Below are 24,625 nucleotides of genomic sequence, written 5' to 3' on the forward strand. Positions count from 1 at the left end.
GTGCGGGGGTCTTAGTTCGTTAAGGCTTGTTTTTTAAGCCTTTCCTCGTCCAAGTGCAGCCCCGCACGGTGGGATAATAATCACCACCACGCTAATCACGACCAGGCTAATCACTCGTAGAAGGGCTTTCATGTTTGTTCGTTCTTGCTTCATGTTCGAAGGAATACCTAAAGAGGTAACACAGATTTCCGACAAGACACAAGAAAAATTTATGACCACTTTAGTGCCCTCGCTCACAAGAAAGAAAAAACTCATTGTTTTATATAACAAAAAAGGCTCGTGAAAATATTTCACTAGTTTCCCAACAAAATCAATATTGCGGGCGTTCTTCCAGCGCAATGAAAATAGTGTGAACTTGCAGCAAATTACCGGAAACTTTCACGTAAATGCGCAATATCGATAATGATCGGTAAAATCGAAGAACAGATAATGGCCATGGCAAGGAGGAACTATGGCATTGTCAGTCATTTATACCCGGGCGGCTCTTGGCGTTACTGCGCCATTGGTGACGGTCGAAGTGCACATCAGCAACGGACTTCCAGGGCTGACCATTGTCGGATTACCAGAGACGACCGTCAAAGAGGCACGCGATCGGGTACGCAGCGCGATCATCAATAGTGGTTATGAATTCCCGGCCAAGCGGATTACGATCAATCTCGCACCGGCCGATCTCCCAAAGGAAGGAGGACGATACGATTTACCCATTGCTATTGCGCTTCTGGCGGCCTCAGAGCAACTAACAGCACCCATGCTGAGTGACTACGAGTTTGTTGGTGAACTAGCCCTTACAGGCGCATTGCGTGGAGTCTCCGGCGCTATCTCTTGTGTCATGGAAGCAGTGAAAGCCAGGCGTCGCATCATCATTGCTCAGGAAAATGAAGCGGAGGCCAGCCTCGCTGAAACAGAAGATTGCCGCATAGCTGCCCATTTGCAGGAGGTATGTGCTTTTCTGGAAGGAAAACACGCCCTCTCACCTCCATCCCCCTTTGAGGGCGTCCAGGAGAGGCACAACGAGGATCTGAGCGATGTAATTGGACAGCAGCAAGGGAAGCGCGCTTTAGAAATCACTGCGGCAGGCGGACATAATTTATTGTTGATAGGGCCGCCAGGCACCGGAAAAACCATGCTGGCCAGTAGACTGGGAGGATTATTACCGCCGCTTAATAATCAGGAAGCCCTGGAAAGCGCAGCAGTGATGAGTGTATTCAACAGCAATAGCCTCATTCGCCATTGGCGACGAAGGCCATTCAGAACGCCTCATCACAGCGCTTCCCTGGCGGCAATGGTTGGGGGAGGTTCATTACCAGGTCCCGGCGAGATTTCGCTGGCGCACAACGGCGTGCTGTTTCTGGATGAACTACCTGAGTTTGAGCGACGCGTACTGGATGCTCTGCGCGAACCGCTGGAGTCAGGCCAAATTCATATTTCACGGACAAGAGCAAAAATCACTTATCCTGCGCGCTTTCAGTTGATTGCGGCCATGAATCCCAGCCCAACCGGGCACTATCAGGGTAACCATAATCGCAGCACGCCTGAACAGACACTGCGGTATCTGGGAAAGTTATCGGGCCCTTTTCTCGACCGGTTTGATCTCTCGCTGGAAATACCGCTACCCGCTGCCGGGTTAATGAGTCAACCCCAGCAGAAAGGTGAATGCAGTGAGGCCGTGCGATCACGCGTTATTCAGGCTCATGCTCGTCAGCATCAACGGCAGAAGAAGCTCAACGCCCGGCTGGAAAGCAGCGAAACAAAACAGTTCTGCTTGCTTGCAAAAGAGGATGGGGAGTGGCTGGAAGAGACGTTAACACGTCTGGGTTTCTCCATACGGGCCTGGCAACGTCTGCTGAAGGTAGCAAGAACTATTGCTGATCTGGAACAGCAGGAGGAAATCCAGCGAACGCACCTGCAGGAAGCACTAAGTTATCGCGCAATCGACAGGTTACTCATTCATCTGCAAAATATGCTGACGTAAAAAAAGGGGCCGTAGCCCCTTTCTCTTAATCGTCAGACTCGGTGTAATCTTCCGTACCTTCCATCTGCGGTTTACCACCCGACAAGGTGTGAAAACGCTTCGGTCGCTTAATGCGGGCCATATACTTAAGCCAGACACGTTCTGCTTCCGTGTTGGGTTCACGTTCTCCACGGCAGACTGCGACAAACTGCGTTTCTTCTTCGGTCACTGGTTCACGTTTCCCAAGCTCCAGCTCGTTAAACGCATAGCCGTGACGCTCAAGCAGTTGAGCCTCTTTGATGGTGAAATCACCGTGGCGCGAGAACCCGCGTGGATAATTTTTATTGTCGAAAAAACGATTCGTCGTCGTAAAGCTTTCCGCCATCCTGCACGCTCCTAATTCTTTGGCCGAGCTATTTATGGCGCGGAGTATTAGTTACGCTTGACAGAGTGTAAAACAAAACATTTAAATCATTACGACAAATATTTTTGTGGAGAAAACCGTGGATACGGAATTACTAAAAACTTTCCTGGAAGTAAGCAGGACTCGTCACTTCGGCCGGGCGGCTGAATCACTCTATCTGACACAGTCTGCGGTGAGTTTTCGTATTCGCCAGTTGGAGAACCAGCTTGGGGTTAATCTCTTTACTCGTCACCGTAATAATATCCGTCTGACGGCGGCTGGAGAGAAACTTCTGCCTTATGCCGAGACACTTATGAGTACGTGGCAGGCTGCGCGGAAAGAGGTTGCACATACTTCGCGGCATCACCAATTTTCTATCGGTGCCAGTGCGTCATTGTGGGAATGTATGCTCAGTGACTGGCTAAGCAGACTCTATGATCTGCAGGGAAATCTGCAATTCGAAGCACGCATTGCACAACGTCAGTCATTAGTGAAACAGTTACATGAGCGGCAGCTGGATCTGCTGATTACCACCGAAACACCGAAAATGGATGAATTCAGCAGCCAACTATTAGGGCATTTTACGCTCGCGCTCTATTCTGCTGAACCGGGTAAAAATAAAGCGGAACTGAACTACTTGCGATTGGAGTGGGGGGCAGATTTTCAGCAGCATGAAGCAGAGTTGATCGCCAGTGACGATGTACCCACATTAACGACCAGCTCTGCGGAAGTCGCGCATCGACAGTTGCCACAGCTAAATGGTTGTACCTGGCTACCGGTGTTGTGGGCAGAACAAAAAAACGGCTTACATTTGGTAGCAGATACCGCAACCCTTTCTCGTCCGCTTTACGCTATTTGGCTGCAGAATAGTGACAAACAGAACCAGATCAAAGATCTTTTAAAGATCAAAGTGATTGACTGAAATATGAGGCAAGGATGCCAGCCGGCATCTTTTGTATGAAAGGCCTTGAAAAAAAACCAAAAAAAATCCTTAGCAAACGCTAAGGATTATTTCTGGCAGGGGCGGAGGGACTCGAACCCCCAACACCCGGTTTTGGAGACCGGTGCTCTACCAATTGAACTACGCCCCTAATTAGGGTGGCGGAACGGACGGGACTCGAACCCGCGACCCCCTGCGTGACAGGCAGGTATTCTAACCGACTGAACTACCGCTCCACCGAATTTCTTTACAACCACCGGTTTGTTGCCCGGTCTGACTTGCTTAATTTGGTGCCTGGCAGTTCCCTACTCTCGCATGGGGAGACCCCACACTACCATCGGCGCTACGGCGTTTCACTTCTGAGTTCGGCATGGGGTCAGGTGGGACCACCGCGCTAGTGCCGCCAGGCAAATTCTGTTCACCGCCATGCCCTCACGGCACACCGGTTTAATCTGTATCACGCTGAAAATCTTCTCTCACGCCAAAACATCTTCGGCGTTGTAAGGTTAAGCCTCACGGTTCATTAGTACCGGTTAGCTCAACGCATCGCTGCGCTTACACACCCGGCCTATCAACGTCGTCGTCTTCAACGTTCCTTCAGGAGACTCGAAGTCTCAGGGAGAACTCATCTCGGGGCAAGTTTCGTGCTTAGATGCTTTCAGCACTTATCTCTTCCGCATTTAGCTACCGGGCAGTGCCATTGGCATGACAACCCGAACACCAGTGATGCGTCCACTCCGGTCCTCTCGTACTAGGAGCAGCCCCCCTCAGTTCTCCAGCGCCCACGGCAGATAGGGACCGAACTGTCTCACGACGTTCTAAACCCAGCTCGCGTACCACTTTAAATGGCGAACAGCCATACCCTTGGGACCTACTTCAGCCCCAGGATGTGATGAGCCGACATCGAGGTGCCAAACACCGCCGTCGATATGAACTCTTGGGCGGTATCAGCCTGTTATCCCCGGAGTACCTTTTATCCGTTGAGCGATGGCCCTTCCATTCAGAACCACCGGATCACTATGACCTGCTTTCGCACCTGCTCGCGCCGTCACGCTCGCAGTCAAGCCAGCTTATGCCATTGCACTAACCTCCTGATGTCCGACCAGGATTAGCTGACCTTCGTGCTCCTCCGTTACGCTTTAGGAGGAGACCGCCCCAGTCAAACTACCCACCAGACACTGTCCGCAACCCGGTTCACGGGTCAACGTTAGAACATCAAACATTAAAGGGTGGTATTTCAAGGCTGGCTCCACGCAGACTGGCGTCCACGCTTCAAAGCCTCCCACCTATCCTACACATCAAGGCTCAATGTTCAGTGTCAAGCTATAGTAAAGGTTCACGGGGTCTTTCCGTCTTGCCGCGGGTACACTGCATCTTCACAGCGAGTTCAATTTCACTGAGTCTCGGGTGGAGACAGCCTGGCCATCATTACGCCATTCGTGCAGGTCGGAACTTACCCGACAAGGAATTTCGCTACCTTAGGACCGTTATAGTTACGGCCGCCGTTTACCGGGGCTTCGATCAGGAGCTTCTCCTTACGGATAACCCCATCAATTAACCTTCCGGCACCGGGCAGGCGTCACACCGTATACGTCCACTTTCGTGTTTGCACAGTGCTGTGTTTTTAATAAACAGTTGCAGCCAGCTGGTATCTTCGACTGATTTCAGCTCCACGAGCAAGTCGCTTCACCTACCTATCAGCGTGCCTTCTCCCGAAGTTACGGCACCATTTTGCCTAGTTCCTTCACCCGAGTTCTCTCAAGCGCCTTGGTATTCTCTACCTGACCACCTGTGTCGGTTTGGGGTACGATTTCGTGTTACCTGGAGCTTAGAGGCTTTTCCTGGAAGCAGGGCATTTGTTGCTTCAGCACCGTGGTGCCTCGTCATCACGCCTCAGTGTTAAAGCACTCCGGATTTGCCTGGAGCACACACCTTCACGCTTAAACCGGGACAACCGTCGCCCGGCCAACATAGCCTTCTCCGTCCCCCTTCGCAGTAACACCAAGTACAGGAATATTAACCTGTTTCCCATCGACTACGCCTTTCGGCCTCGCCTTAGGGGTCGACTCACCCTGCCCCGATTAACGTTGGACAGGAACCCTTGGTCTTCCGGCGAGCGGGCTTTTCACCCGCTTTATCGTTACTTATGTCAGCATTCGCACTTCTGATACCTCCAGCAACCCTCACAGGCCACCTTCGCAGGCTTACAGAACGCTCCCCTACCCAACAACACATCAGTGTCGCTGCCGCAGCTTCGGTGCATGGTTTAGCCCCGTTACATCTTCCGCGCAGGCCGACTCGACCAGTGAGCTATTACGCTTTCTTTAAATGATGGCTGCTTCTAAGCCAACATCCTGGCTGTCTGGGCCTTCCCACATCGTTTCCCACTTAACCATGACTTTGGGACCTTAGCTGGCGGTCTGGGTTGTTTCCCTCTTCACGACGGACGTTAGCACCCGCCGTGTGTCTCCCGTGATAACATTCTCCGGTATTCGTAGTTTGCATCGGGTTGGTAAGCCGGGATGGCCCCCTAGCCGAAACAGTGCTCTACCCCCGGAGATGAATTCACGAGGCGCTACCTAAATAGCTTTCGGGGAGAACCAGCTATCTCCCGGTTTGATTGGCCTTTCACCCCCAGCCACAGGTCATCCGCTAATTTTTCAACATTAGTCGGTTCGGTCCTCCAGTTAGTGTTACCCAACCTTCAACCTGCCCATGGCTAGATCACCGGGTTTCGGGTCTATACCCTGCAACTTAACGCCCAGTTAAGACTCGGTTTCCCTGCGGCTCCCCTATACGGTTAACCTTGCTACAGAATATAAGTCGCTGACCATTATACAAAAGGTACGCAGTCACACCCGAAGGTGCTCCCACTGCTTGTACGTACACGGTTTCAGGTTCTTTTTCACTCCCCTCGCCGGGGTTCTTTTCGCCTTTCCCTCACGGTACTGGTTCACTATCGGTCAGTCAGGAGTATTTAGCCTTGGAGGATGGTCCCCCCATATTCAGACAGGATACCACGTGTCCCGCCCTACTCATCGAGCTCACAGCCTGTGCGTTTTCGTGTACGGGGCTGTCACCCTGTATCGCGCGACTTTCCGGACGCTTCCACTAACACACAAGCTGATTCAGGCTCTGGGCTCCTCCCCGTTCGCTCGCCGCTACTGGGGGAATCTCGGTTGATTTCTTTTCCTCGGGGTACTTAGATGTTTCAGTTCCCCGGTTCGCCTCACAGCACTATGGATTCATGCTGTGATGATGCACCGTAGTGCACCGGGTTTCCCCATTCGGACATCGCCGGGTCAAGGGTTCATATCACCTCGCCGGCGCTTTTCGCAGATTAGCACGTCCTTCATCGCCTCTGACTGCCAGGGCATCCACCGTGTACGCTTAGTCGCTTAACCTCACAACCGAAGATGTTTCTTCCGATTCATCATCGCATTGCGAAAATTTGAGAGACTCACGAACAACTTGCGTTGTTCAGTGTTTCAATTTTCAGCTTGATCCAGATTTTTAAAGAGCAAAACTTCGCAGCACACACAGAATGTGTACTCTGAAGTTTTCTTGGTTGTGCAGTAATGATGGTGGAGCTATGCGGGATCGAACCGCAGACCTCCTGCGTGCAAAGCAGGCGCTCTCCCAGCTGAGCTATAGCCCCATCGTGGTCTCTGTAACCTTAATTACTTCAGAGACAAGGCGCGAAATGACGAAGCATATCTGAGTATGTGAGTCATTTTGCAACACAGTATCCGGAGCAATTTGGTAGGCCTGAGTGGACTTGAACCACCGACCTCACCCTTATCAGGGGTGCGCTCTAACCACCTGAGCTACAAGCCTGCAGAGATTTTCTTACTGCTGTTTTTTCATCAGACAATCTGTGTGAGCACTTCAGGGAAGGGTTCTTTTAAGGTAAGGAGGTGATCCAACCGCAGGTTCCCCTACGGTTACCTTGTTACGACTTCACCCCAGTCATGAATCACAAAGTGGTAAGCGCCCTCCCGAAGGTTAAGCTACCTACTTCTTTTGCAACCCACTCCCATGGTGTGACGGGCGGTGTGTACAAGGCCCGGGAACGTATTCACCGTGACATTCTGATTCACGATTACTAGCGATTCCGACTTCATGGAGTCGAGTTGCAGACTCCAATCCGGACTACGACGCACTTTATGAGGTCCGCTTGCTCTCGCGAGGTCGCTTCTCTTTGTATGCGCCATTGTAGCACGTGTGTAGCCCTGGTCGTAAGGGCCATGATGACTTGACGTCATCCCCACCTTCCTCCAGTTTATCACTGGCAGTCTCCTTTGAGTTCCCGGCCGGACCGCTGGCAACAAAGGATAAGGGTTGCGCTCGTTGCGGGACTTAACCCAACATTTCACAACACGAGCTGACGACAGCCATGCAGCACCTGTCTCACAGTTCCCGAAGGCACCCCGGCATCTCTGCCAGGTTCTGTGGATGTCAAGACCAGGTAAGGTTCTTCGCGTTGCATCGAATTAAACCACATGCTCCACCGCTTGTGCGGGCCCCCGTCAATTCATTTGAGTTTTAACCTTGCGGCCGTACTCCCCAGGCGGTCGATTTAACGCGTTAGCTCCGGAAGCCACGCCTCAAGGGCACAACCTCCAAATCGACATCGTTTACGGCGTGGACTACCAGGGTATCTAATCCTGTTTGCTCCCCACGCTTTCGCACCTGAGCGTCAGTCTTCGTCCAGGAGGCCGCCTTCGCCACCGGTATTCCTCCAGATCTCTACGCATTTCACCGCTACACCTGGAATTCTACCTCCCTCTACGAGACTCCAGCCTGCCAGTTTCGAATGCAGTTCCCAGGTTGAGCCCGGGGATTTCACATCCGACTTGACAGACCGCCTGCGTGCGCTTTACGCCCAGTAATTCCGATTAACGCTTGCACCCTCCGTATTACCGCGGCTGCTGGCACGGAGTTAGCCGGTGCTTCTTCTGCGGGTAACGTCAATCGGCACGGTTATTAACCGTACCGCCTTCCTCCCCGCTGAAAGTGCTTTACAACCCGAAGGCCTTCTTCACACACGCGGCATGGCTGCATCAGGCTTGCGCCCATTGTGCAATATTCCCCACTGCTGCCTCCCGTAGGAGTCTGGACCGTGTCTCAGTTCCAGTGTGGCTGGTCATCCTCTCAGACCAGCTAGGGATCGTCGCCTAGGTGGGCCATTACCCCGCCTACCAGCTAATCCCATCTGGGCACATCTGATGGCAAGAGGCCCGAAGGTCCCCCTCTTTGGTCTTGCGACGTTATGCGGTATTAGCTACCGTTTCCAGTAGTTATCCCCCTCCATCAGGCAGTTTCCCAGACATTACTCACCCGTCCGCCACTCGTCACCCGAGAGCAAGCTCTCTGTGCTACCGTTCGACTTGCATGTGTTAGGCCTGCCGCCAGCGTTCAATCTGAGCCATGATCAAACTCTTCAATTTAAAAGTTTGATGCTCAATGAATTAAACTTCGTAATGAATTACGTGTTCACTCGTTGAGACTTGGTATTCATTTTTGTCCGAAGACATTCAAGAATCCGCGTCACCTGAGTGCCCACACAGATTGTCTGATAAATTGTTAAAGAGCAGTGCCGCTGTGTTTTCGCTGCGGCGCGGGGTGTGCATATTACGCTTTCCCGCCGTGAAGTCAACTGATTATTTTCAGATTTCTTCACCTGACAGGCCGGTGTGTTTGCCGTTGTGCCGTGTCAGTGGAGGCGCATTATAGGGAGTTAATTCCGGCTGACAACCCCTAATTTGAAAAAAGTTTTCAACCGTCTCTTTTTTGTTCAAAGCTGCCCTAAAGAGCCAGTTTTTCGAGCGTTTTAAAGCCATAGCGCTGTAAAACGGGCAATAACTGTGCAGTTTCAGGCGTTAGCGCCATGCAGTACGCAATATTATCGCCAGCGGATTTTGCATCCGGCGCTTCATGCTCCAGCAACCAGGCGGTACGACGCGCAATGGCTGCACCGGAATCCACCAGCCGGGTGCCCTCTGGCAGCACTTGCAACAGTTCATCCTGCAGCAGCGGGAAGTGCGTACAACCCAGAACTACGGTATCGGGAGGCTCTTTCATGCGTAACCAGGGGCGCAAGATATGGCGCAGCTCTTCAAGCGGCACTTCCTTACCATGCAGTTTCGCTTCAGCCAGGACCACCAGCTCTGCCGACCCCAGCATCTCAATACGACACTCATTTGCGAAACGCGAAATCAGTTCATGCGTATAAGGACGTTTCACGGTGCCGCGCGTTGCCAGTAAACCTACAATGCCGTTTGCCGTTAAGCGCGCAGCCGGTTTGATGGCGGGCACAACGCCAACAACAGGAAAGCTGAATTTGTCACGTAATGCGGGAAGAGAGACGGTACTTGCGGTATTACAGGCAATAACAGCCAGTGCGAGGGGGTATTGCGCTTGAACAGCGGTAACAATCTCGACAACACGTTCAACGATAAACTCTTCGCTTTTCTCACCGTAGGGGAAAGCGACATTGTCGAAAGCGTAGATGTAATGGAGATCCGGCAGGAGATGCCGAATCTCATCATAGACGGATAACCCACCGACGCCGGAGTCAAACACCAGGACGGTGGGACGCGCGTCAGAAGGTGTAGCTGCCAGACAAGGTGTATTCCCGTCCTGCAGTTTGGTAGCCATAAGCTGTCTCGTACTCTTTATCGAACAAGTTAGCTATTTTACCACGAACTGTAAGGTGAGATGTCACTGGATATGAGGCAGATAGATCAACCGTACTATAACTCGGCAAAACACGTTGCTCAGGGTTATAAGTTGACGTGCGATTGTCATAGCGTTTACCGAAGTATTCCCACGCCAGATCCATATCTACATTGAAAATGGACCAGTCGAGCTGGTACTTAGCCTGGCGTTTTGCGCGGCGCGGCAGCACTTCGTTCGTTTCGTCATCACGCGGATCAATGTACTGCAAGGTCACACGATGCGAGAAGATGCCGGTATCGACACTTCCTGTCCACTCAACGCCTTTAATGGTCGCAGCGTTAATGTTGTAGTAAGCCGTATCGCTATAGGTGATCAGATTATCGATCTCATAACGGTACGCGGACAAACGCCAGTCAACCGGACCGGTTAATCCTTCCACACCCGCTTCCCACTGTTTTGACTCTTCCGGTTTCAGATCCGGGTTGGAAGCAATGCCAAAGCGCTTCGCGCCGTACTGCTGGCCAAGCGAAGGCGCCAGGAAACTCGTGCCGTAGGAGAGCGTCAGGCGGTAATTCTCCACAAACTCCCAGCCAGCAGCCGTTTGCCAGGTGCCGTGCCAGCCGAACGCATCATCTTTATCTTCGCGCCCGGAAGCCTCCAGCGTAACATCGCCAAACTGCTGCATGCCGTTCAGGTAGAGGCCGGTATTATCGCGATCGTAGCTGTCGCTTGTGCTTTGGTCAGATGAAACCAGACGCTCCTGCTTCCAGTCGACACCTGCGCCCAGCGAGCCTTTGCCCACCGCAATATTGTTACCCCACTGAATGTAACGCTGCTCCATATCATCCAGCGTAGTGCCATCGTTATAACGGCCATAGATGCTGCTGTAGTTGTAGTCTTTGCTTTTTTGATAGCTGGCCAGCAGTTGCGAAGAGTAGATCCCCTGGTTGAAATTCAGCCCGGTATCCCAGCCCTGAACATACAACTGGCGCTCATCAGCGCTGTAATCTGGCGAAAACGGCGCACTGCCCAGATCGTAATCCACATTATTGCTGAAGTTGTAGCCACGGAAGAAACCGTCAAAATGGTCATCAAACTTATGCTGTAAGCTGCCCCAGAACGTTTTATTGCGGTAGCCATCGCGATCTTCATCATGATCCCATGTCGAATCCGGCTGCACGTTGAAACCGCGCGTACTGGTATAAGAACCTGCGGCGGTCACCATCGTATCGCCAAAACGCTGGCGCAACGTGCCGTCATAGGTTTGATAACCTTTCGAGCCCATACTGGCGTTGACCTGGGATTTCTCGCTATCCGTCATCGTAATAACGTTGACCACGCCGCCAATCGCGCCGGAGCCATAAACCGCAGAGCGCGGCCCACGAATATACTCAACGCGCTGCACCAGCGAGAGCGGGATTTGATTGAGTTCGGGATCGTTCGAAATCCCTGAACGCGCCACCGGTACGCCATCAATCAGCAGCAGCAGATGTTTTGCTTCCGTACCGCGAACATAAACGGACGCTGTTTGTCCCAGCCCACCGTTTTGCGCGATATCCACGCCCGGTAAACGGCGCAGCACATCAATGAGCGAACGGGATTGCCAGCGATCGATATCCTCGCGCGTCACCACCTCGGTCGGCGCCAGCACGGTTTTAGCCGATTGTTGAAAACGATTTGCTGTCACCACCAAATTGTCTGAGCTGCTATCCTGCGCCCAGCCGGAAAATGCCGTGACGGAGAGCGCCGTCAGCAGCGAAGCTTTTTTAATCATTGTGAGAGCATCCACAAAATAAAAAGGATGCCGCAGGTTCCATCAATAGCACGCGATGATGTTACCAGATGCGACGTATTCCGGCAGGTCTTCGGGCTTGGAGGTACAACAAGACAGGACTTCCCACCACTGGCAGTGTCTGCTGTCTCACCTTAATCCTTACCGCTGCGCGTCAGCCCCAGATTCACACTGGATTCCCTTTTAACTCACAGGACCGGAACACGGATGCTACATTCGGTTACATATGGATGTCCAGACTGCTAAGTGAGTATTTCAAAAACATCCAGCGCTGGACATCCGGTGAGCAATCCCTACAATCGCCGCGTTATTCTTAATCACTCAGGAAGCATCATGACCCCCGAACACCTGCCGACAGAACAATACGAAGCTCAACTGGCCGAAAAAGTCGTGCGTCTGCAATCGTTGATGACACCCTTTTCTGCGCCGCTTCCGGAGGTGTTCCGCTCGCCGGTCAGCCATTACCGCATGCGCGCCGAGTTCCGGATTTGGCATGACGGGGACGATCTCTACCACATCATCTTCGATCAGCAGACAAAATCGCGTATCCGCGTCGACAGCTTCCCGGCGGCCAGCGAGCTGATTAACGTATTAATGAAGGTGATGATCGATGCCGTGCGCGGCAACCACACGCTGCGCCACAAGCTGTTCCAGATTGACTATCTGAGCACCATGAGTAATCAGGCGATTGTGACGCTGCTATATCACAAAAAACTGGATAACGAGTGGCATGAAGCTGCCACCCTATTGCGCGATGCGCTGCGGGCGCAAAACCTGAATGTGCAACTGATTGGCCGCGCTACAAAAACCAAAATCGAGCTCGATCAGGATTATGTCGATGAACGCCTGCCAGTCGGTGGCAGAGAGATGATCTACCGCCAGGTGGAAAACAGTTTTACCCAGCCTAACGCGGCAATGAATATTCAGATGCTGGAATGGGCACAGGATGTCACCCGCGACGCCAGCGGCGATTTGCTGGAACTGTATTGCGGTAACGGCAACTTCTCGCTGGCGCTGGCGCGCAATTTCAACCGCGTGCTGGCCACGGAGATCGCCAAACCTTCTGTCGCCGCCGCGCAGTACAACATCGCCGCCAACCATATTGATAATGTACAAATCATTCGTATGTCTGCGGAGGAATTCACTCAGGCGATGAATGGCGTACGCGCCTTTAACCGTTTGCAGGGGATCGATCTGAAAAGCTACCAGTGCGAAACGATCTTCGTCGATCCGCCGCGCAGCGGGCTGGATGCGGAAACTGAAAAAATGGTGCAGGCCTATCCGCGCATTCTGTACATCTCCTGCAACCCGGAAACGCTGTGCAAGAACCTCGAAACATTAAACCAGACGCATAACGTTTCGCGTCTGGCGCTATTTGATCAGTTCCCTTACACGCACCATATGGAGTGCGGCGTTCTGTTGACCAGAAAGTAAAATCTCTCATCCCTCTCCCGTAAAGGAGAGGGAAAAATCACTCCGATGCCTCGTGTTTACGGTTACGGCTGCGCAGGCGAAAACCAATCCAGAAGACCAGCACCACCGACAGCACGGCCGGCAGGAAGTTGGAGCCGATCACCGGGTATTCAGCGCGAACGACCGTACTGTACAGCAGCACGCCGAGAATAAAGCAGGCGGCGGCAAGGCCCGGCAGGCCAACTGGCATGGTGCGATTCTGGTAACGCTGATGCAGGCAATAGACCGTCAGCACCAGCGAAATAACCGGAAATAGAGAAAAGGGAACCACGGAACTGAATACAGCGGAAAATGCGCCGTTAATCGATAAGCCAGCAACCAGCGCCAGCAGCAACGTACCTTTATCTTGACCTGACTGTTTCATTACTCATCCTTTGCTTCACTCGTCGGTTGATGCGCCAGTTTTTCCTGCTCGCGGCGATACCAGTAATAGGCGCCTTTTGAAATCATCCGCAATTGTAGTACCAGCCGCTCTTCTAACTGCCGACGTTGTTCGGCGCTCACATCCAGCGCCTCTGCGCCAGCGTTAAACACGATCGTTACCATCGCCTCGGCTTGCGCCTCGGTAAAGGCGCGCGGCATATGGTTTTCGAGTTCGAGATAGTCGGCAAGTTCCGCGATAAAGTGCTGAATTTCGCGCGCGACCGCCGCGCGGAAAGCGGCTGACGTCCCGGAACGCTCACGCAGCAGTAGCTGAAATGCGTTGGGATTGTTGCCAATAAATTCCATAAAGGTGGAAACCGAGGTGCGGATCACGCTGCCGCCTTTGGCAATACGCTGGCGCGCCTGGCGCATCAACTGGCGCAGCATCAACCCGCTTTCGTCCACCATGGTCAGGCCGAGCTCATCAACATCACGAAAATGCCGGTAAAAGGACGTCGGCGCGATACCCGCCTCGCGGGCGACTTCCCGCAGGCTCAGGCTGGCAAAACTTCGCTCGGCGCTCAGTTGGCTAAATGCCGCTTCCACCAGCGAACGCCGGGTTCTCTCTTTTTGTTGCGCTCTTACACCCATCACTATGTTTGAATCCTTCCTGGGGCTTTCTGGCAATATACCAGAGAAAAATCCGATCTGATCGTACTGGATTGTGACCGATTATTTACACATCGTTTCTTCTTTTTCACATGAAAAAAGCACAACGATAATTGGGGGATTGCCGCTTTGATGTTAGTCTTATGTTGCTTTTATGTATAAGAACAGGTAAGCCTAACCATGCCACATTCCTACGATTATGATGCAATTGTAATAGGCTCCGGCCCAGGCGGCGAAGGCGCAGCCATGGGTTTGGTAAAACAAGGAGCACGAGTCGCGGTTATTGAGCGTTACCATAACGTCGGCGGCGGCTGTACACACTGGGGAACCATCCCGTCGAAAGCGTTGCGCCATGCCGTTAGCCGTATTATCGAATTCAACCAAAACCCTCTCTACAGCGACCATACCCGCCTTCTCCGCTCCTCTTTTGCTGATATCCTGAACCACGCAGAGAGCGTGATTAATCAGCAAACCCGCATGCGTCAGGGCTTTTATGAGCGTAACCGTTGCGAAATTCTTGAAGGCAACGCCCATTTTATTGATGACCACACGCTGGCGCTGGAGTGCCACGACGGCACGGTAGAAACGCTCACCGCAGAGAAATTTGTTATCGCCTGCGGCTCGCGCCCTTACCATCCGGCCGATGTGGATTTTACCCATCCACGCGTCTACGATAGCGATTCAATCCTCGATATGCACCATGAACCCCGCCATGTCATTATCTATGGCGCGGGGGTGATCGGTTGCGAATATGCGTCGATCTTCCGCGGAATGAACGTCAAAGTCGATCTGATCAACACCCGCGATCGTCTGCTGGCGTTTCTCGATCAGGAGATGTCGGATTCGCTCTCGTACCACTTCTGGAACAGCGGTGTTGTTATCCGCCACAACGAAGAGTACGAGCGTATCGAGCCGTTGGAAGACGGCGTCATCATGCACCTCAAATCGGGTAAGAAACTGAAAGCTGATTGTCTGCTCTATGCTAACGGCCGTACCGGTAATACCGACAGCCTGAAACTGAGTAACATTGGTCTGGAAGCCGATGGTCGCGGGCAGTTAAAGGTCAACAGCATGTACCAGACCGCGCTGCCGCACGTTTATGCGGTGGGCGATGTGATTGGCTACCCAAGCCTGGCGTCAGCGGCTTACGATCAAGGGCGTATCGCCGCACAGGCGATGATTAAAGGCGAAGCGACAGCGCACCTGATTGAAGATATCCCGACCGGCATTTATACCATTCCGGAAATCAGCTCTGTCGGTAAAACCGAGCAACAACTGACCGCGATGAAAGTGCCGTACGAAGTGGGCCGCGCGCAGTTTAAGCACCTGGCGCGGGCGCAAATTGTCGGCATGAATGTCGGTACTCTGAAGATCTTGTTCCATCGCGAAACAAAAGAAATTTTGGGGATCCACTGCTTTGGCGAGCGCGCGGCCGAAATTATTCATATCGGCCAGGCGATTATGGAGCAGAAAGGTGGCGGTAACACGATCGAGTACTTCGTTAACACCACCTTTAACTACCCGACAATGGCGGAAGCCTATCGGGTTGCCGCACTGAACGGTTTAAACCGCCTGTTTTAACGCGTTATCGAAATGGCCATCCATTGCACCGCGGATGGCCTCTGCCAGCTGCTCATAGCGGCTGCGCAGCGGTGAACCAGGGCGATAAACCAAGCCGACAGTACGTTTCGGTTCCGGCTTAATGCACGGCAGGTAAACCACGCCATCACGTTTACGCTCACGCGGCACAGCCAGCGCGGGCAGCAATGTGATGCCACTCCCTGCCGCCACCATATTGCGCAGCGTTTCCAGGCTGGTCGCGCGGAAGTGCGTATCTTCGTCTGCCCCGGCTTCAAAGCAGAAACCCATCGCCTGATCGCGCAGGCAGTGGCCATCTTCCAGCATCAGCAACTTTTCACCCGCCAAATCGCCCATCGGCACGCACTCGCGATTCGCCCATGGATGATCTTCATAAATCGCCAGCAGCATCGGTTCATCAAACAGCGGTACTTCAATAAAGGCTTCGCTCTCTTTCACCAGCGCCAGAATCGCGCAGTCAAGCTTGCCGCTGTCCAGTTGCGCCAGTAACTGATGCGTCTGCGCTTCATGCAGATACATTTCCAGTTTCGGGAACGTTTGATGCAGCAACGGAATAATATGCGGCAACAGATAAGGTCCAACGGTTGGGATCAAGCCGATATGCAGCGGGCCGGACATGGTTTCCCCCTGCTGGCTTGCCATTTCCTTCAGCACTTTGACCTCGCGCAACACCGTGCGCGCCTGATCCACCAGCAACAAACCCGCCTGGGTGAACAGCACTTTGCGGCTGGTACGTTCCAGCAGCATCACGCCCAGCTCATCTTCCAGCTTACGAATCTGCCCGCTCAGCGTTGGCTGGCTGACGTGGCAGGAGTCGGCTGCCCGGCGAAAATGGCGGTGTTCGGCTAACGCCACCAGGTATTCAAGATCACGAATATTCATTATTCATCCTCCGTCGCCACGATAGTTCATGGCGATAGATAGCATAGCAACGAACGATTATCCCTATCAAGCATTCTGTTGAATAATACGCAACAGAAGCGAAGCGGAGTCTCACTTACCCCGTGATAAGACAATTAACCCTTTGTTTCTCTCTGAACAACTAAAGCCAACGTGAACGTTTAGCGGACCTGAGTGTCCGCTTTTTTTTGCGTAAAAAAGCCCGGCGAAGAGCCAGGCCCGGTCTTACGTTTTCTGGCGGGTTACACCAGACGCGCTTTCGCATCGGCGATAGCCTGCGCCACCTGAACCGGCGATACGCCACCTTTTGCCGCGCGTTTATCCAGGCAAGATTGCAGCGACAGCACCGGATAAACATCGTCGCTAATCACCGTACTGAATTTTTGCAGATCGGCAAGCGCAAGCGCTTCCAGCGGTTTTGCCTGGCGAATTGCTTCGACCACCGCTTCACCGACAATATGATGCGCTTCGCGGAACGGCACACCTTTGGCGACAAGGTAATCGGCCAGTTCGGTCGCGTTTGCATAACCTTGTTGCGCCGCTTCCTGGCAGCGCGGGCGTTTCACCTGAATGCCGTCCAGCACCAGCGCCGCCATATGCAGACAGTCGAGCCAGGTATCGAGCGCGTCGAATAGCCCCTCTTTATCTTCCTGTATGTCTTTGTTGTAGGCCAGCGGCAGACCTTTCATCGTCATCATCATACCGGTCAACGCACCCTGCACGCGGCCGCATTTACCACGGATCAGCTCCAGCGCATCCGGGTTTTTCTTTTGCGGCATCAGTGAAGAACCGGATGTCACCCGATCAGACAGCTCAACAAAACCCGCTTCGCCAGAGTTGAAGAAGATCAGGTCTTCAGCAAAGCGCGATAAATGCACCATGCCGATCGAAGCATCAGAGAGCAATTCCAGCACGTGATCGCGATCGGAGACGCTATCCAGGCTGTTGCGGGTTGCCGAGGCAAAACCCAGCCAGCCAGCCAGTTGCTCGCGATCGATTTCATAAGCTGTACCTGCCAATGCGCCGCAACCGAGCGGGCTGACGTCGAGGCGTTTCAGCGCATCCTGCAAGCGGCTCTCATCACGCGCCAGCATCTCAACGTAGGCCAGCGCCCAATGGGCAAATGTCACCGGCTGCGCACGTTGCAAGTGCGTATAGCCAGGCATTACGGCATCCTGATTATTCTCTGCGGTCACCACTAACGCGCTCTGCAACTGACGGTTCGCCAGTAGCAATTCGCTGATGGTGTCTTTACACCACAATTTCAGATCGGTGGCGACCTGGTCATTACGGCTGCGCCCGGTATGCAGTTTTTTACCCAGTTGGCCGACTTTATCGATCAGTTTGCCTTCTACCCAACTGTGAATATCTTCTGCATCGCTTTGCAGGATCTGCTGCGGATCGGCCTGCACTTCCTGCAACAAGTTGTTCAGCGCCTCTTCCAGCTGCTGTTGCTCTGCCTGCGTCAGTACGCCAACCGTCACCAGCGCTTTAGACCAGGCCACAGAGCCAACGATATCCTGCTCTGCCAGGCGATAGTCAAAGCACAAAGAGTCGTTGAACTGTTTGAACCGTTGATCCGCTGCCTGAGTAAAACGCCCGCCCCAAAGTGCCATAATATGCTTCCTTAATTTCTTGAATTTCATTGCCGGATAGCGCTGCGCTCATCCGGCCTGGAGGTTCAGTTCACACAGGCCCGATAAGGCGTAGCCGCCATCGGGCACATAAATTGATTACGCCAGAATACGCGTGCCGATCGGCGTACCGTTAAACAGCGCCGGTAACTGCTCGGCATGACGCCAGGAGGCGATATCAACCGGGCGACCCAGCGTGCGCGCCGCATCCAGCGCGGCATTCACTTTGACGATCATGCCATCGGTAATAATGCCCTGCGCGATCAGCTGCTCGGCTTTGGCCGCCGTCATTTCCGCAATACGCTGGCCTTTACCGTCGAGAATACCGCTCACGTCAGAAAGCAGGATCAGATCCGCGCCGAGCGTTGCCGCCAGCGCAGTTGCCGCCTGGTCAGCATTGACATTCATCAGCGCACCTTCGTCGGTCACGCCAATAGAGCTAATCACTGGCAGAAAACCACCTTCCAGCAGTGCATTAATCAGTTTCGGCGAGCCGGGCTGCGCCAGACCAACATGGCCCAGTTCCTCATCCAACTGGGTGACCTTGACGCTGTCGCCATCGCCGAGGAACAGGCCAACGGAGGCGATATGATGTTTCTTCGCCCACGCCAGCAGCGTTTTGTTGGCGGTGCCCGCCAGCGCGCCAGTGATAATGTCGATTTGATCGGCAGGCGTCACGCGCAGGCCGTTCTTCTTCTTCACCGGCAGATTAAGTTGTTTCATTAACTCATCCACCACGCAACCGCCACCGTGGACAATGACTAACGGGCGCTGATGAGATTCACGATATTGCACCAGCGCCGTAAACAGACGCTCCAGTGCTTCTTCACTGTCCAGCAGTACACCACCGAGCTTAATAATTAATGGATTCATCATCACGCCTGTCTTAAATAAGTGACTGGGTTTCAGCATAGCCGAAACGAATATTTGCACACTGCATCGCCTGTGCCGCCGCGCCTTTCAGCAGGTTATCTTCCGTGGCGACCACAATCAGATGCTCGCCCTGAACAGCGAAACCAATATCGCAGAACGGCAGACCGACCACGTTTTTCAGCGCCGGAACGCCTTTGTCATACAGACGCACCAGCGGCTTGTTACCGTAAGTTTGTTTGAACAGATCGGCGATCTGTGCCTGCGTCACGCCAGGCTTCAGGCGGCAGGTGATAGTTTCCAGAATGCCGCGCGGGAAACTCGCCAGGTGCGGCGTAAAAATCACGTCCGCGCCGAGATGCGTGGCAATTTCCGGCTGATGGCGGTGGTTGAAAACGCCGTAAGGTTGCAGGCTCACTTCGCAGAAGCTATTGGAGAGCGCCGCTTTACGCCCGGCACCGCTCACGCCGCTGGTCGCGTTGATCACCGGCCACTGGTTCAGATCCAGCATATCTGCATCGATCAGCGGTTTCAGCGAGAGCTGCGCCGCCGTCGGGTAACAGCCCGGTACGGCAATTAATTGCGCTTCTTTCAGTTTGTCATGGTTCCACTCCGCCAGCCCGTAAACCGCCTGCGCGAGTAAATCGGCGTGCTGATGGGTGAAGCCATAGAATTTTTCGTAGAACGCGGGATCGTTAACGCGGAACGCGCCAGAGAGATCGAACACCACACAGCCCGCTGCCAGGCAAACCGGCGCCAGGTCGTGGCTTACTTCATGCGCCGTCGCCAGGAAAACCACGTCCACGCCATCAAGGAACTCAGTGATGTCGGACATCGGCTGCAATGGGAGATCGACAATGCCTTTCAACTGCGGATGTAAATCGGAGATACACTTTCCTGCATCATTACTTTGCGCAGAAACCGTCAAAGCGGTTATGTTCATATGAGGATGGCGATTTACATAGGTCACTAGCTCTGCGCCGGCGTAACCGCTGGCGCCCACAATTAATGTGTTCAACATTGGGGCGGTTTACCTTCTTACGTCATGTGTGCCAGGGAAAGACTCAGCATCCCTCCCACGTTGCTGAGCAAGTCGCCTTTTAGGTTTCCTTACGCTCAGCATTAATGTATTTTTATTCACATTTAGTGCATGAATATTGATACTATCACGAACTCAGGTATGTCAACAATGAAAATGAATTTGCCGCCATTTATTGAGATTTACCGCGCCCTGATTGCCACGCCGTCAATCAGCGCAACGGAAGAAGCGCTGGATCAGAGCAATGCGTCTTTAATCAATCTGCTGGCAGGATGGTTTGGCGATCTCGGTTTCACTGTTGAAGTGCAGCCGGTGCCCGGTACGCGCAATAAATTCAATATGCTCGCCAGTGCCGGAACGGGCGCGGGCGGTCTGCTGCTAACCGGCCACACCGATACCGTGCCGTTTGATGACGGGCGCTGGACGCGCGATCCCTTCACGCTGACCGAGCATGACAATAAACTCTACGGCCTCGGCACCGCCGACATGAAAGGCTTCTTTGCCTTCATTCTTGATGCACTGCGTGACGTCGATGTGACAAAGCTGAGCAAGCCGCTCTACATTCTCGCCACTGCCGATGAAGAGACCAGCATGGCGGGAGCACGTTATTTTTCCGAAAATACGCAGCTGCGTCCGGATTGCGCCATTATCGGCGAGCCAACCTCCCTGCAACCGGTGCGCGCGCATAAAGGCCATATCTCCAACGCGATTCGTATCCTCGGACAGTCCGGCCATTCCAGCGATCCGGCGCGCGGCGTCAACGCTATCGAACTGATGCACGATGCTATCGGCCATATTCTGCAACTGCGTGACAACCTGAAAGAGCGCTATCACTATGCGGCGTTCACCGTACCGTACCCGACGCTGAACCTGGGACATATTCATGGCGGTGATGCGGCGAACCGTATTTGCGCCTGTTGCGAACTGCATATGGATATTCGCCCGCTTCCGGGCATGACGCTGAACGATCTGAATGGGTTACTGAATGAGGCGCTGGAGCCGGTCAGTTCCCGCTGGCCGGGCCGTCTGACCATTTCTGAACTGCATCCGCCCATTCCGGGCTACGAATGCCCGCCGGATCACCAACTGGTAAGCGTGGTGGAAAAACTGCTCGGCGTTGAAACCGAAGTGGTGAACTACTGTACCGAAGCGCCCTTTATTCAGACGCTGTGTCCAACGCTGGTGCTCGGTCCGGGCTCAATTAATCAGGCTCATCAGCCGGATGAATATCTGGAAACGCGCTTTATTAATCCAACGCGCGAACTTATTACCCAGGTTGTCCATCATTTCTGCTGGCACTGATCGCCCTTTTCTCCCGCCAATACCCCTTCTACGGAAGGGGTTTTTAGGCGCACGAAAGGGTGATAAATGTCACAATCTCATAAGCATTACTTATCTGGCCGAAAGCGAATTAAATTTCGTAAATTGACGCCATTTATTCGTTTGCTGAAGCGATTTCGCAGCAATTGACGTAGTGGGTTTTACGTGGCTTTATAAAAGGCGGTGTCTTATATCTGCGCGACGGCAGATATAACAAAATAAAATGAGATGGGGTGTCTGGGGTAACATGAACGAACAATATTCCGCTTTGCGTAGTAATGTCAGTATGCTCGGCAAACTGCTGGGAGATACCATCAAGGATGCTCTCGGCGAGAACATTCTCGACCGGGTAGAAACAATCCGTAAGCTGTCCAAATCTTCTCGCGCCGGTAATGAAGCCAGCCGTCAGGAACTGCTCACCACCTTGCAGAATCTGTCTAATGACGAACTGCTGCCCGTGGCGCGCGCATTCAGCCAGTTCCTGAATCTTGCGAACACCGCTGAGCAGTACCACAGCATTTCTGCCAAAGGTGAAGCGGCCAGCAACCCGGAAGTAATTGCCCGCACTATCAAAAAGCTGAAAGACCAACCCAATCTCAACGAAGCCACCATCATTAAAGCTGTTGAATCGCTGTCGCTGGAGCTGGTACTGACCGCCCACCCAACCGAGATCACCCGCCGTACGCTGATCCACAAAATGGTGGAAGTGAACAACTGCCTGAAACAACTGGATAACAGCGATATCGCCGACTACGAACGCCACCAGTTAATGCGTCGTCTGCGCCAGTTGATTGCCCAGTCCTGGCATACCGACGAAATCCGTCGCAATCGCCCAAGCCCGGTTGATGAAGCCAAATGGGGTTTTGCGGTCGTGGAAAACAGCCTGTGGGAAGGCGTGCCGAATTACCTGCGCGAGCTTAACGAACAGTTAGAAGAGCACCTCAATTACAAGCTGCCGGTTGATTTTGTGCCGGTGCGCTTTACCTCATGGATGGGCGGCGACCGCGACGGCAACCCGAACGTCACCGCCGACATCACTCGCCATGTGCTGCTGCTCAGCCGCTGGAAAGCGACCGATCTGTTCCTGAAAGATATTCAGCTACTGATCTCCGAGCTGTCGATGGTCGAATGTACCGATGAACTGCGCGAGCTGGCAGGCGCAGAAGGCGCGCGCGAGCCGTATCGTTATCTGATGAAAAAATTGCGTTCCGACCTGATGGCGACCCAAGCCTGGCTGGAAGCGCGCCTGAAGGGGCAAAAACTGCCGAAGCCTGCCGGTTTGCTGACGCAAAACGAGCAACTGTGGGAGCCGCTGTACGCCTGTTATAAATCACTGCAGGCCTGCGGTATGAGCATTATCGCCAACGGTGAACTGCTCGATACATTACGCCGTGTGAAGAGTTTTGGCGTGCCGCTGGTGCGCATCGATATTCGTCAGGAGAGTACCCGACATACCGAAGCACTGGGCGAACTGACCCGCTATCTCGGCATCGGCGATTACGAAAGCTGGTCAGAAGCTGACAAACAAGCGTTTCTGATCCGCGAACTGAACTCCAAACGCCCTCTGCTGCCGCGCCAGTGGGAGCCAAGCGACGAGACCCGCGAGGTGCTGGACACCTGCCGGGTGATCGCCGAAGCGCCGCGCGGATCCATCGCCGCCTATGTGATCTCCATGGCCAAAACGCCGTCCGACGTGCTGGCCGTTCACCTGCTGCTGAAAGAAGCCGGTATCGGCTTTGCGCTGCCGGTCGCGCCGCTGTTTGAAACGCTGGATGACCTCAACAATGCCGACGACGTAATGACCCAGTTGTTGAATATCGACTGGTATCGCGGCTTTATCCAGGGCAAGCAGATGGTGATGATTGGCTATTCCGACTCGGCGAAAGACGCGGGCGTAATGGCCGCAAGCTGGGCGCAATATCAGGCTCAGGATGCGCTGATCAAAACCTGCGAGAAAGCCGGCATCGAACTGACGCTGTTCCACGGCCGCGGCGGTTCTATTGGTCGCGGTGGCGCACCAGCACATGCAGCGCTGCTCTCTCAACCGCCAGGTAGCCTGAAAGGCGGTCTGCGCGTGACCGAACAGGGTGAGATGATCCGTTTTAAATACGGTCTGCCGGAAGTCACCATCAGCAGCCTGTCGCTTTATACCAGCGCCATTATGGAAGCGAACCTGCTGCCGCCGCCGGAACCGAAACCACAGTGGCGCCACATTATGGACGCACTGTCGGAGAGCTCCTGTGAGATGTACCGTGGCTACGTGCGCGAAAACAAAGACTTCGTTCCCTATTTCCGTTCGGCAACGCCGGAACAGGAACTGGGCAAACTGCCGCTCGGCTCACGTCCGGCGAAACGCCGTCCGACCGGCGGCGTCGAGTCGCTGCGTGCCATTCCGTGGATCTTCGCCTGGACGCAGAACCGCCTGATGCTTCCGGCCTGGCTGGGCGCAGGCGCTGCGTTACAGAAAGTGGTGGAAGATGGCAAGCAGAGCGAACTGGAAGCAATGTGCCGCGACTGGCCGTTCTTCTCAACCCGCCTTGGCATGCTGGAGATGGTCTTCTCCAAAGCCGACTTGTGGCTGGCGGAATACTACGATCAGCGTCTGGTAAAACCAGAACTATGGGGTCTGGGCAGCGAGCTGCGTAAACTGCTGCAGGCGGATATTAATGTGGTACTGGCCATTGCCAACGACTCCCACCTGATGGCCGATCTGCCGTGGATCGCCGAATCCATCCAGTTACGTAACATCTACACCGACCCGCTGAACGTATTGCAGGCCGAGCTGCTGCACCGTTCGCGTCTGGCCGAAGAGGCCGGTGAAGCGCCGGACGAGCGTGTAGAACAAGCGTTGATGGTGACCATTGCGGGTGTTGCAGCAGGCATGCGTAACACGGGCTAATTTTCTCCGCGCATCGCAAAAGGCCACACTTGCTGTGGCCTTTTTTTATGTCGCCAGCTAAGGTTGTTCCTTCGCCCGTCACGGAAGGAAAG

General features: G+C 53.7%; 16 protein-coding genes, 4 tRNA genes, 3 rRNA genes and 1 riboswitch. Of the genes, 6 read left to right on the plus strand and 17 right to left on the minus strand.

From position 1 onward, the window contains the following. Positions 1-33: 33 nt before the first annotated feature. A complete protein-coding gene (ilvL, locus tag AWR26_RS24825) occupies positions 34-132 on the minus strand; it encodes an ilv operon leader peptide (RefSeq protein WP_015966468.1) in 99 nt (32 codons plus the stop codon). Between the two features lie 319 nt (positions 133-451). On the opposite strand from ilvL, the gene AWR26_RS24830 reads away from it, so the two are divergent. Continuing rightward, positions 452-1,972, plus strand: coding sequence for a YifB family Mg chelatase-like AAA ATPase (locus tag AWR26_RS24830; RefSeq protein WP_064568894.1), 1,521 nt, complete (start codon positions 452-454; stop codon positions 1,970-1,972). A gap of 25 nt (positions 1,973-1,997) precedes the next feature. On the opposite strand, the gene AWR26_RS24835 is transcribed toward AWR26_RS24830, so the two are convergent. Next, entirely contained in the window at positions 1,998-2,336 is a 339-nt protein-coding gene (locus tag AWR26_RS24835) for a DUF413 domain-containing protein (RefSeq protein ID WP_007369199.1), read from the minus strand. Positions 2,337-2,442: 106 nt separating this feature from the next. On the opposite strand from AWR26_RS24835, the gene hdfR reads away from it, so the two are divergent. Then, positions 2,443-3,276: an HTH-type transcriptional regulator HdfR gene (gene hdfR / locus AWR26_RS24840; protein ID WP_139227974.1), complete on the plus strand. Its 834-nt coding sequence runs from the start codon at positions 2,443-2,445 to the stop codon at positions 3,274-3,276. 93 nt (positions 3,277-3,369) lie between these two features. Here hdfR and AWR26_RS24845 read toward each other — a convergent pair. The 9 genes from AWR26_RS24845 to btuB all read right to left on the minus strand — a co-directional run bounded on the left by AWR26_RS24845 (position 3,370) and on the right by btuB (position 11,749). Continuing rightward, positions 3,370-3,445: transfer RNA gene (locus tag AWR26_RS24845), tRNA-Trp, on the minus strand. An 8-nt stretch (positions 3,446-3,453) separates the two neighbouring features. Next, positions 3,454-3,530, minus strand: a tRNA-Asp gene (locus AWR26_RS24850). Positions 3,531-3,586: 56 nt separating this feature from the next. Next, a 5S ribosomal RNA gene (gene rrf, locus AWR26_RS24855) occupies positions 3,587-3,702 on the minus strand. A 94-nt stretch (positions 3,703-3,796) separates the two neighbouring features. Then, positions 3,797-6,698 (minus strand): 23S ribosomal RNA (locus AWR26_RS24860). A 178-nt stretch (positions 6,699-6,876) separates the two neighbouring features. Then, a tRNA-Ala gene (locus AWR26_RS24865) sits at positions 6,877-6,952 on the minus strand. Positions 6,953-7,054: 102 nt separating this feature from the next. Continuing rightward, a tRNA-Ile gene (locus AWR26_RS24870) sits at positions 7,055-7,131 on the minus strand. 73 nt (positions 7,132-7,204) lie between these two features. Then, a 16S ribosomal RNA gene (locus tag AWR26_RS24875) occupies positions 7,205-8,744 on the minus strand. The 16S, 23S and 5S rRNA genes sit together here with 4 tRNA genes alongside, the layout of an rRNA operon. Before the next feature lie 358 nt (positions 8,745-9,102). Beyond that, a complete protein-coding gene (murI, locus tag AWR26_RS24880; RefSeq protein WP_072043093.1) occupies positions 9,103-9,954 on the minus strand; it encodes a glutamate racemase in 852 nt (283 codons plus the stop codon). Next, a complete protein-coding gene (btuB, locus tag AWR26_RS24885) occupies positions 9,899-11,749 on the minus strand; it encodes a TonB-dependent vitamin B12 receptor BtuB (RefSeq protein ID WP_074922709.1) in 1,851 nt (616 codons plus the stop codon). Before btuB ends, murI begins: the two co-directional genes overlap by 56 nt. A gap of 65 nt (positions 11,750-11,814) precedes the next feature. Beyond that, a riboswitch (cobalamin riboswitch) is annotated at positions 11,815-11,983 on the minus strand. Between the two features lie 117 nt (positions 11,984-12,100). Here btuB and trmA point away from each other — a divergent pair. After that, on the plus strand, positions 12,101-13,201 hold the full coding sequence (gene trmA, locus AWR26_RS24890; RefSeq protein WP_074922708.1) for a tRNA (uridine(54)-C5)-methyltransferase TrmA: 1,101 nt from the start codon (positions 12,101-12,103) through the stop codon (positions 13,199-13,201). A gap of 37 nt (positions 13,202-13,238) precedes the next feature. Here the strand turns inward: trmA and AWR26_RS24895 are convergent, their stop codons facing one another. Both AWR26_RS24895 and fabR read right to left on the minus strand, forming a co-directional pair. Further along, positions 13,239-13,604 (minus strand): YijD family membrane protein, encoded by a 366-nt coding sequence (locus AWR26_RS24895; protein ID WP_043955909.1) that lies wholly within the window; start codon positions 13,602-13,604, stop codon positions 13,239-13,241. Continuing rightward, positions 13,604-14,257 carry an HTH-type transcriptional repressor FabR gene (gene fabR, locus AWR26_RS24900; RefSeq protein WP_035889190.1) on the minus strand — a complete coding sequence of 218 codons (654 nt, stop codon included), beginning with the start codon at positions 14,255-14,257 and terminating at the stop codon, positions 13,604-13,606. The genes AWR26_RS24895 and fabR overlap by 1 nt, the downstream gene beginning before the upstream one ends. Positions 14,258-14,452: 195 nt before the next feature. Here fabR and sthA point away from each other — a divergent pair, with 195 nt between their 5' ends. Beyond that, on the plus strand, positions 14,453-15,853 hold the full coding sequence (gene sthA, locus AWR26_RS24905; protein WP_074922706.1) for a Si-specific NAD(P)(+) transhydrogenase: 1,401 nt from the start codon (positions 14,453-14,455) through the stop codon (positions 15,851-15,853). On the opposite strand, the gene oxyR is transcribed toward sthA, so the two are convergent. From oxyR to argC, 4 genes are all read right to left on the minus strand, one after another. Further along, positions 15,836-16,753 carry a DNA-binding transcriptional regulator OxyR gene (gene oxyR / locus AWR26_RS24910; protein ID WP_043955911.1) on the minus strand — a complete coding sequence of 306 codons (918 nt, stop codon included), beginning with the start codon at positions 16,751-16,753 and terminating at the stop codon, positions 15,836-15,838. The two genes, sthA and oxyR, sit on opposite strands and share 18 nt — an antisense overlap. 260 nt (positions 16,754-17,013) lie before the next feature. Beyond that, entirely contained in the window at positions 17,014-18,387 is a 1,374-nt protein-coding gene (argH, locus tag AWR26_RS24915; RefSeq protein ID WP_074922705.1) for an argininosuccinate lyase, read from the minus strand. A 117-nt stretch (positions 18,388-18,504) separates the two neighbouring features. Further along, the gene (argB, locus tag AWR26_RS24920) at positions 18,505-19,281 is read right to left on the minus strand and encodes an acetylglutamate kinase (RefSeq protein WP_090398622.1); all 777 of its coding nucleotides are present in this window, start codon (positions 19,279-19,281) and stop codon (positions 18,505-18,507) included. A gap of 10 nt (positions 19,282-19,291) precedes the next feature. Then, a complete protein-coding gene (gene argC / locus AWR26_RS24925) occupies positions 19,292-20,296 on the minus strand; it encodes an N-acetyl-gamma-glutamyl-phosphate reductase (RefSeq protein WP_074922703.1) in 1,005 nt (334 codons plus the stop codon). 168 nt (positions 20,297-20,464) lie between these two features. Here argC and argE point away from each other — a divergent pair, with 168 nt between their 5' ends. Beyond that, on the plus strand, positions 20,465-21,616 hold the full coding sequence (gene argE, locus AWR26_RS24930) for an acetylornithine deacetylase (protein ID WP_074922702.1): 1,152 nt from the start codon (positions 20,465-20,467) through the stop codon (positions 21,614-21,616). A 265-nt stretch (positions 21,617-21,881) separates the two neighbouring features. After that, positions 21,882-24,533 (plus strand): phosphoenolpyruvate carboxylase, encoded by a 2,652-nt coding sequence (ppc, locus tag AWR26_RS24935; protein ID WP_074922700.1) that lies wholly within the window; start codon positions 21,882-21,884, stop codon positions 24,531-24,533. Positions 24,534-24,625: the final 92 nt, after the last annotated feature.

Source organism: Kosakonia oryzae (assembly GCF_001658025.2).
In the GTDB taxonomy this organism is placed as follows: Bacteria; Pseudomonadota; Gammaproteobacteria; order Enterobacterales; family Enterobacteriaceae; genus Kosakonia; species Kosakonia oryzae.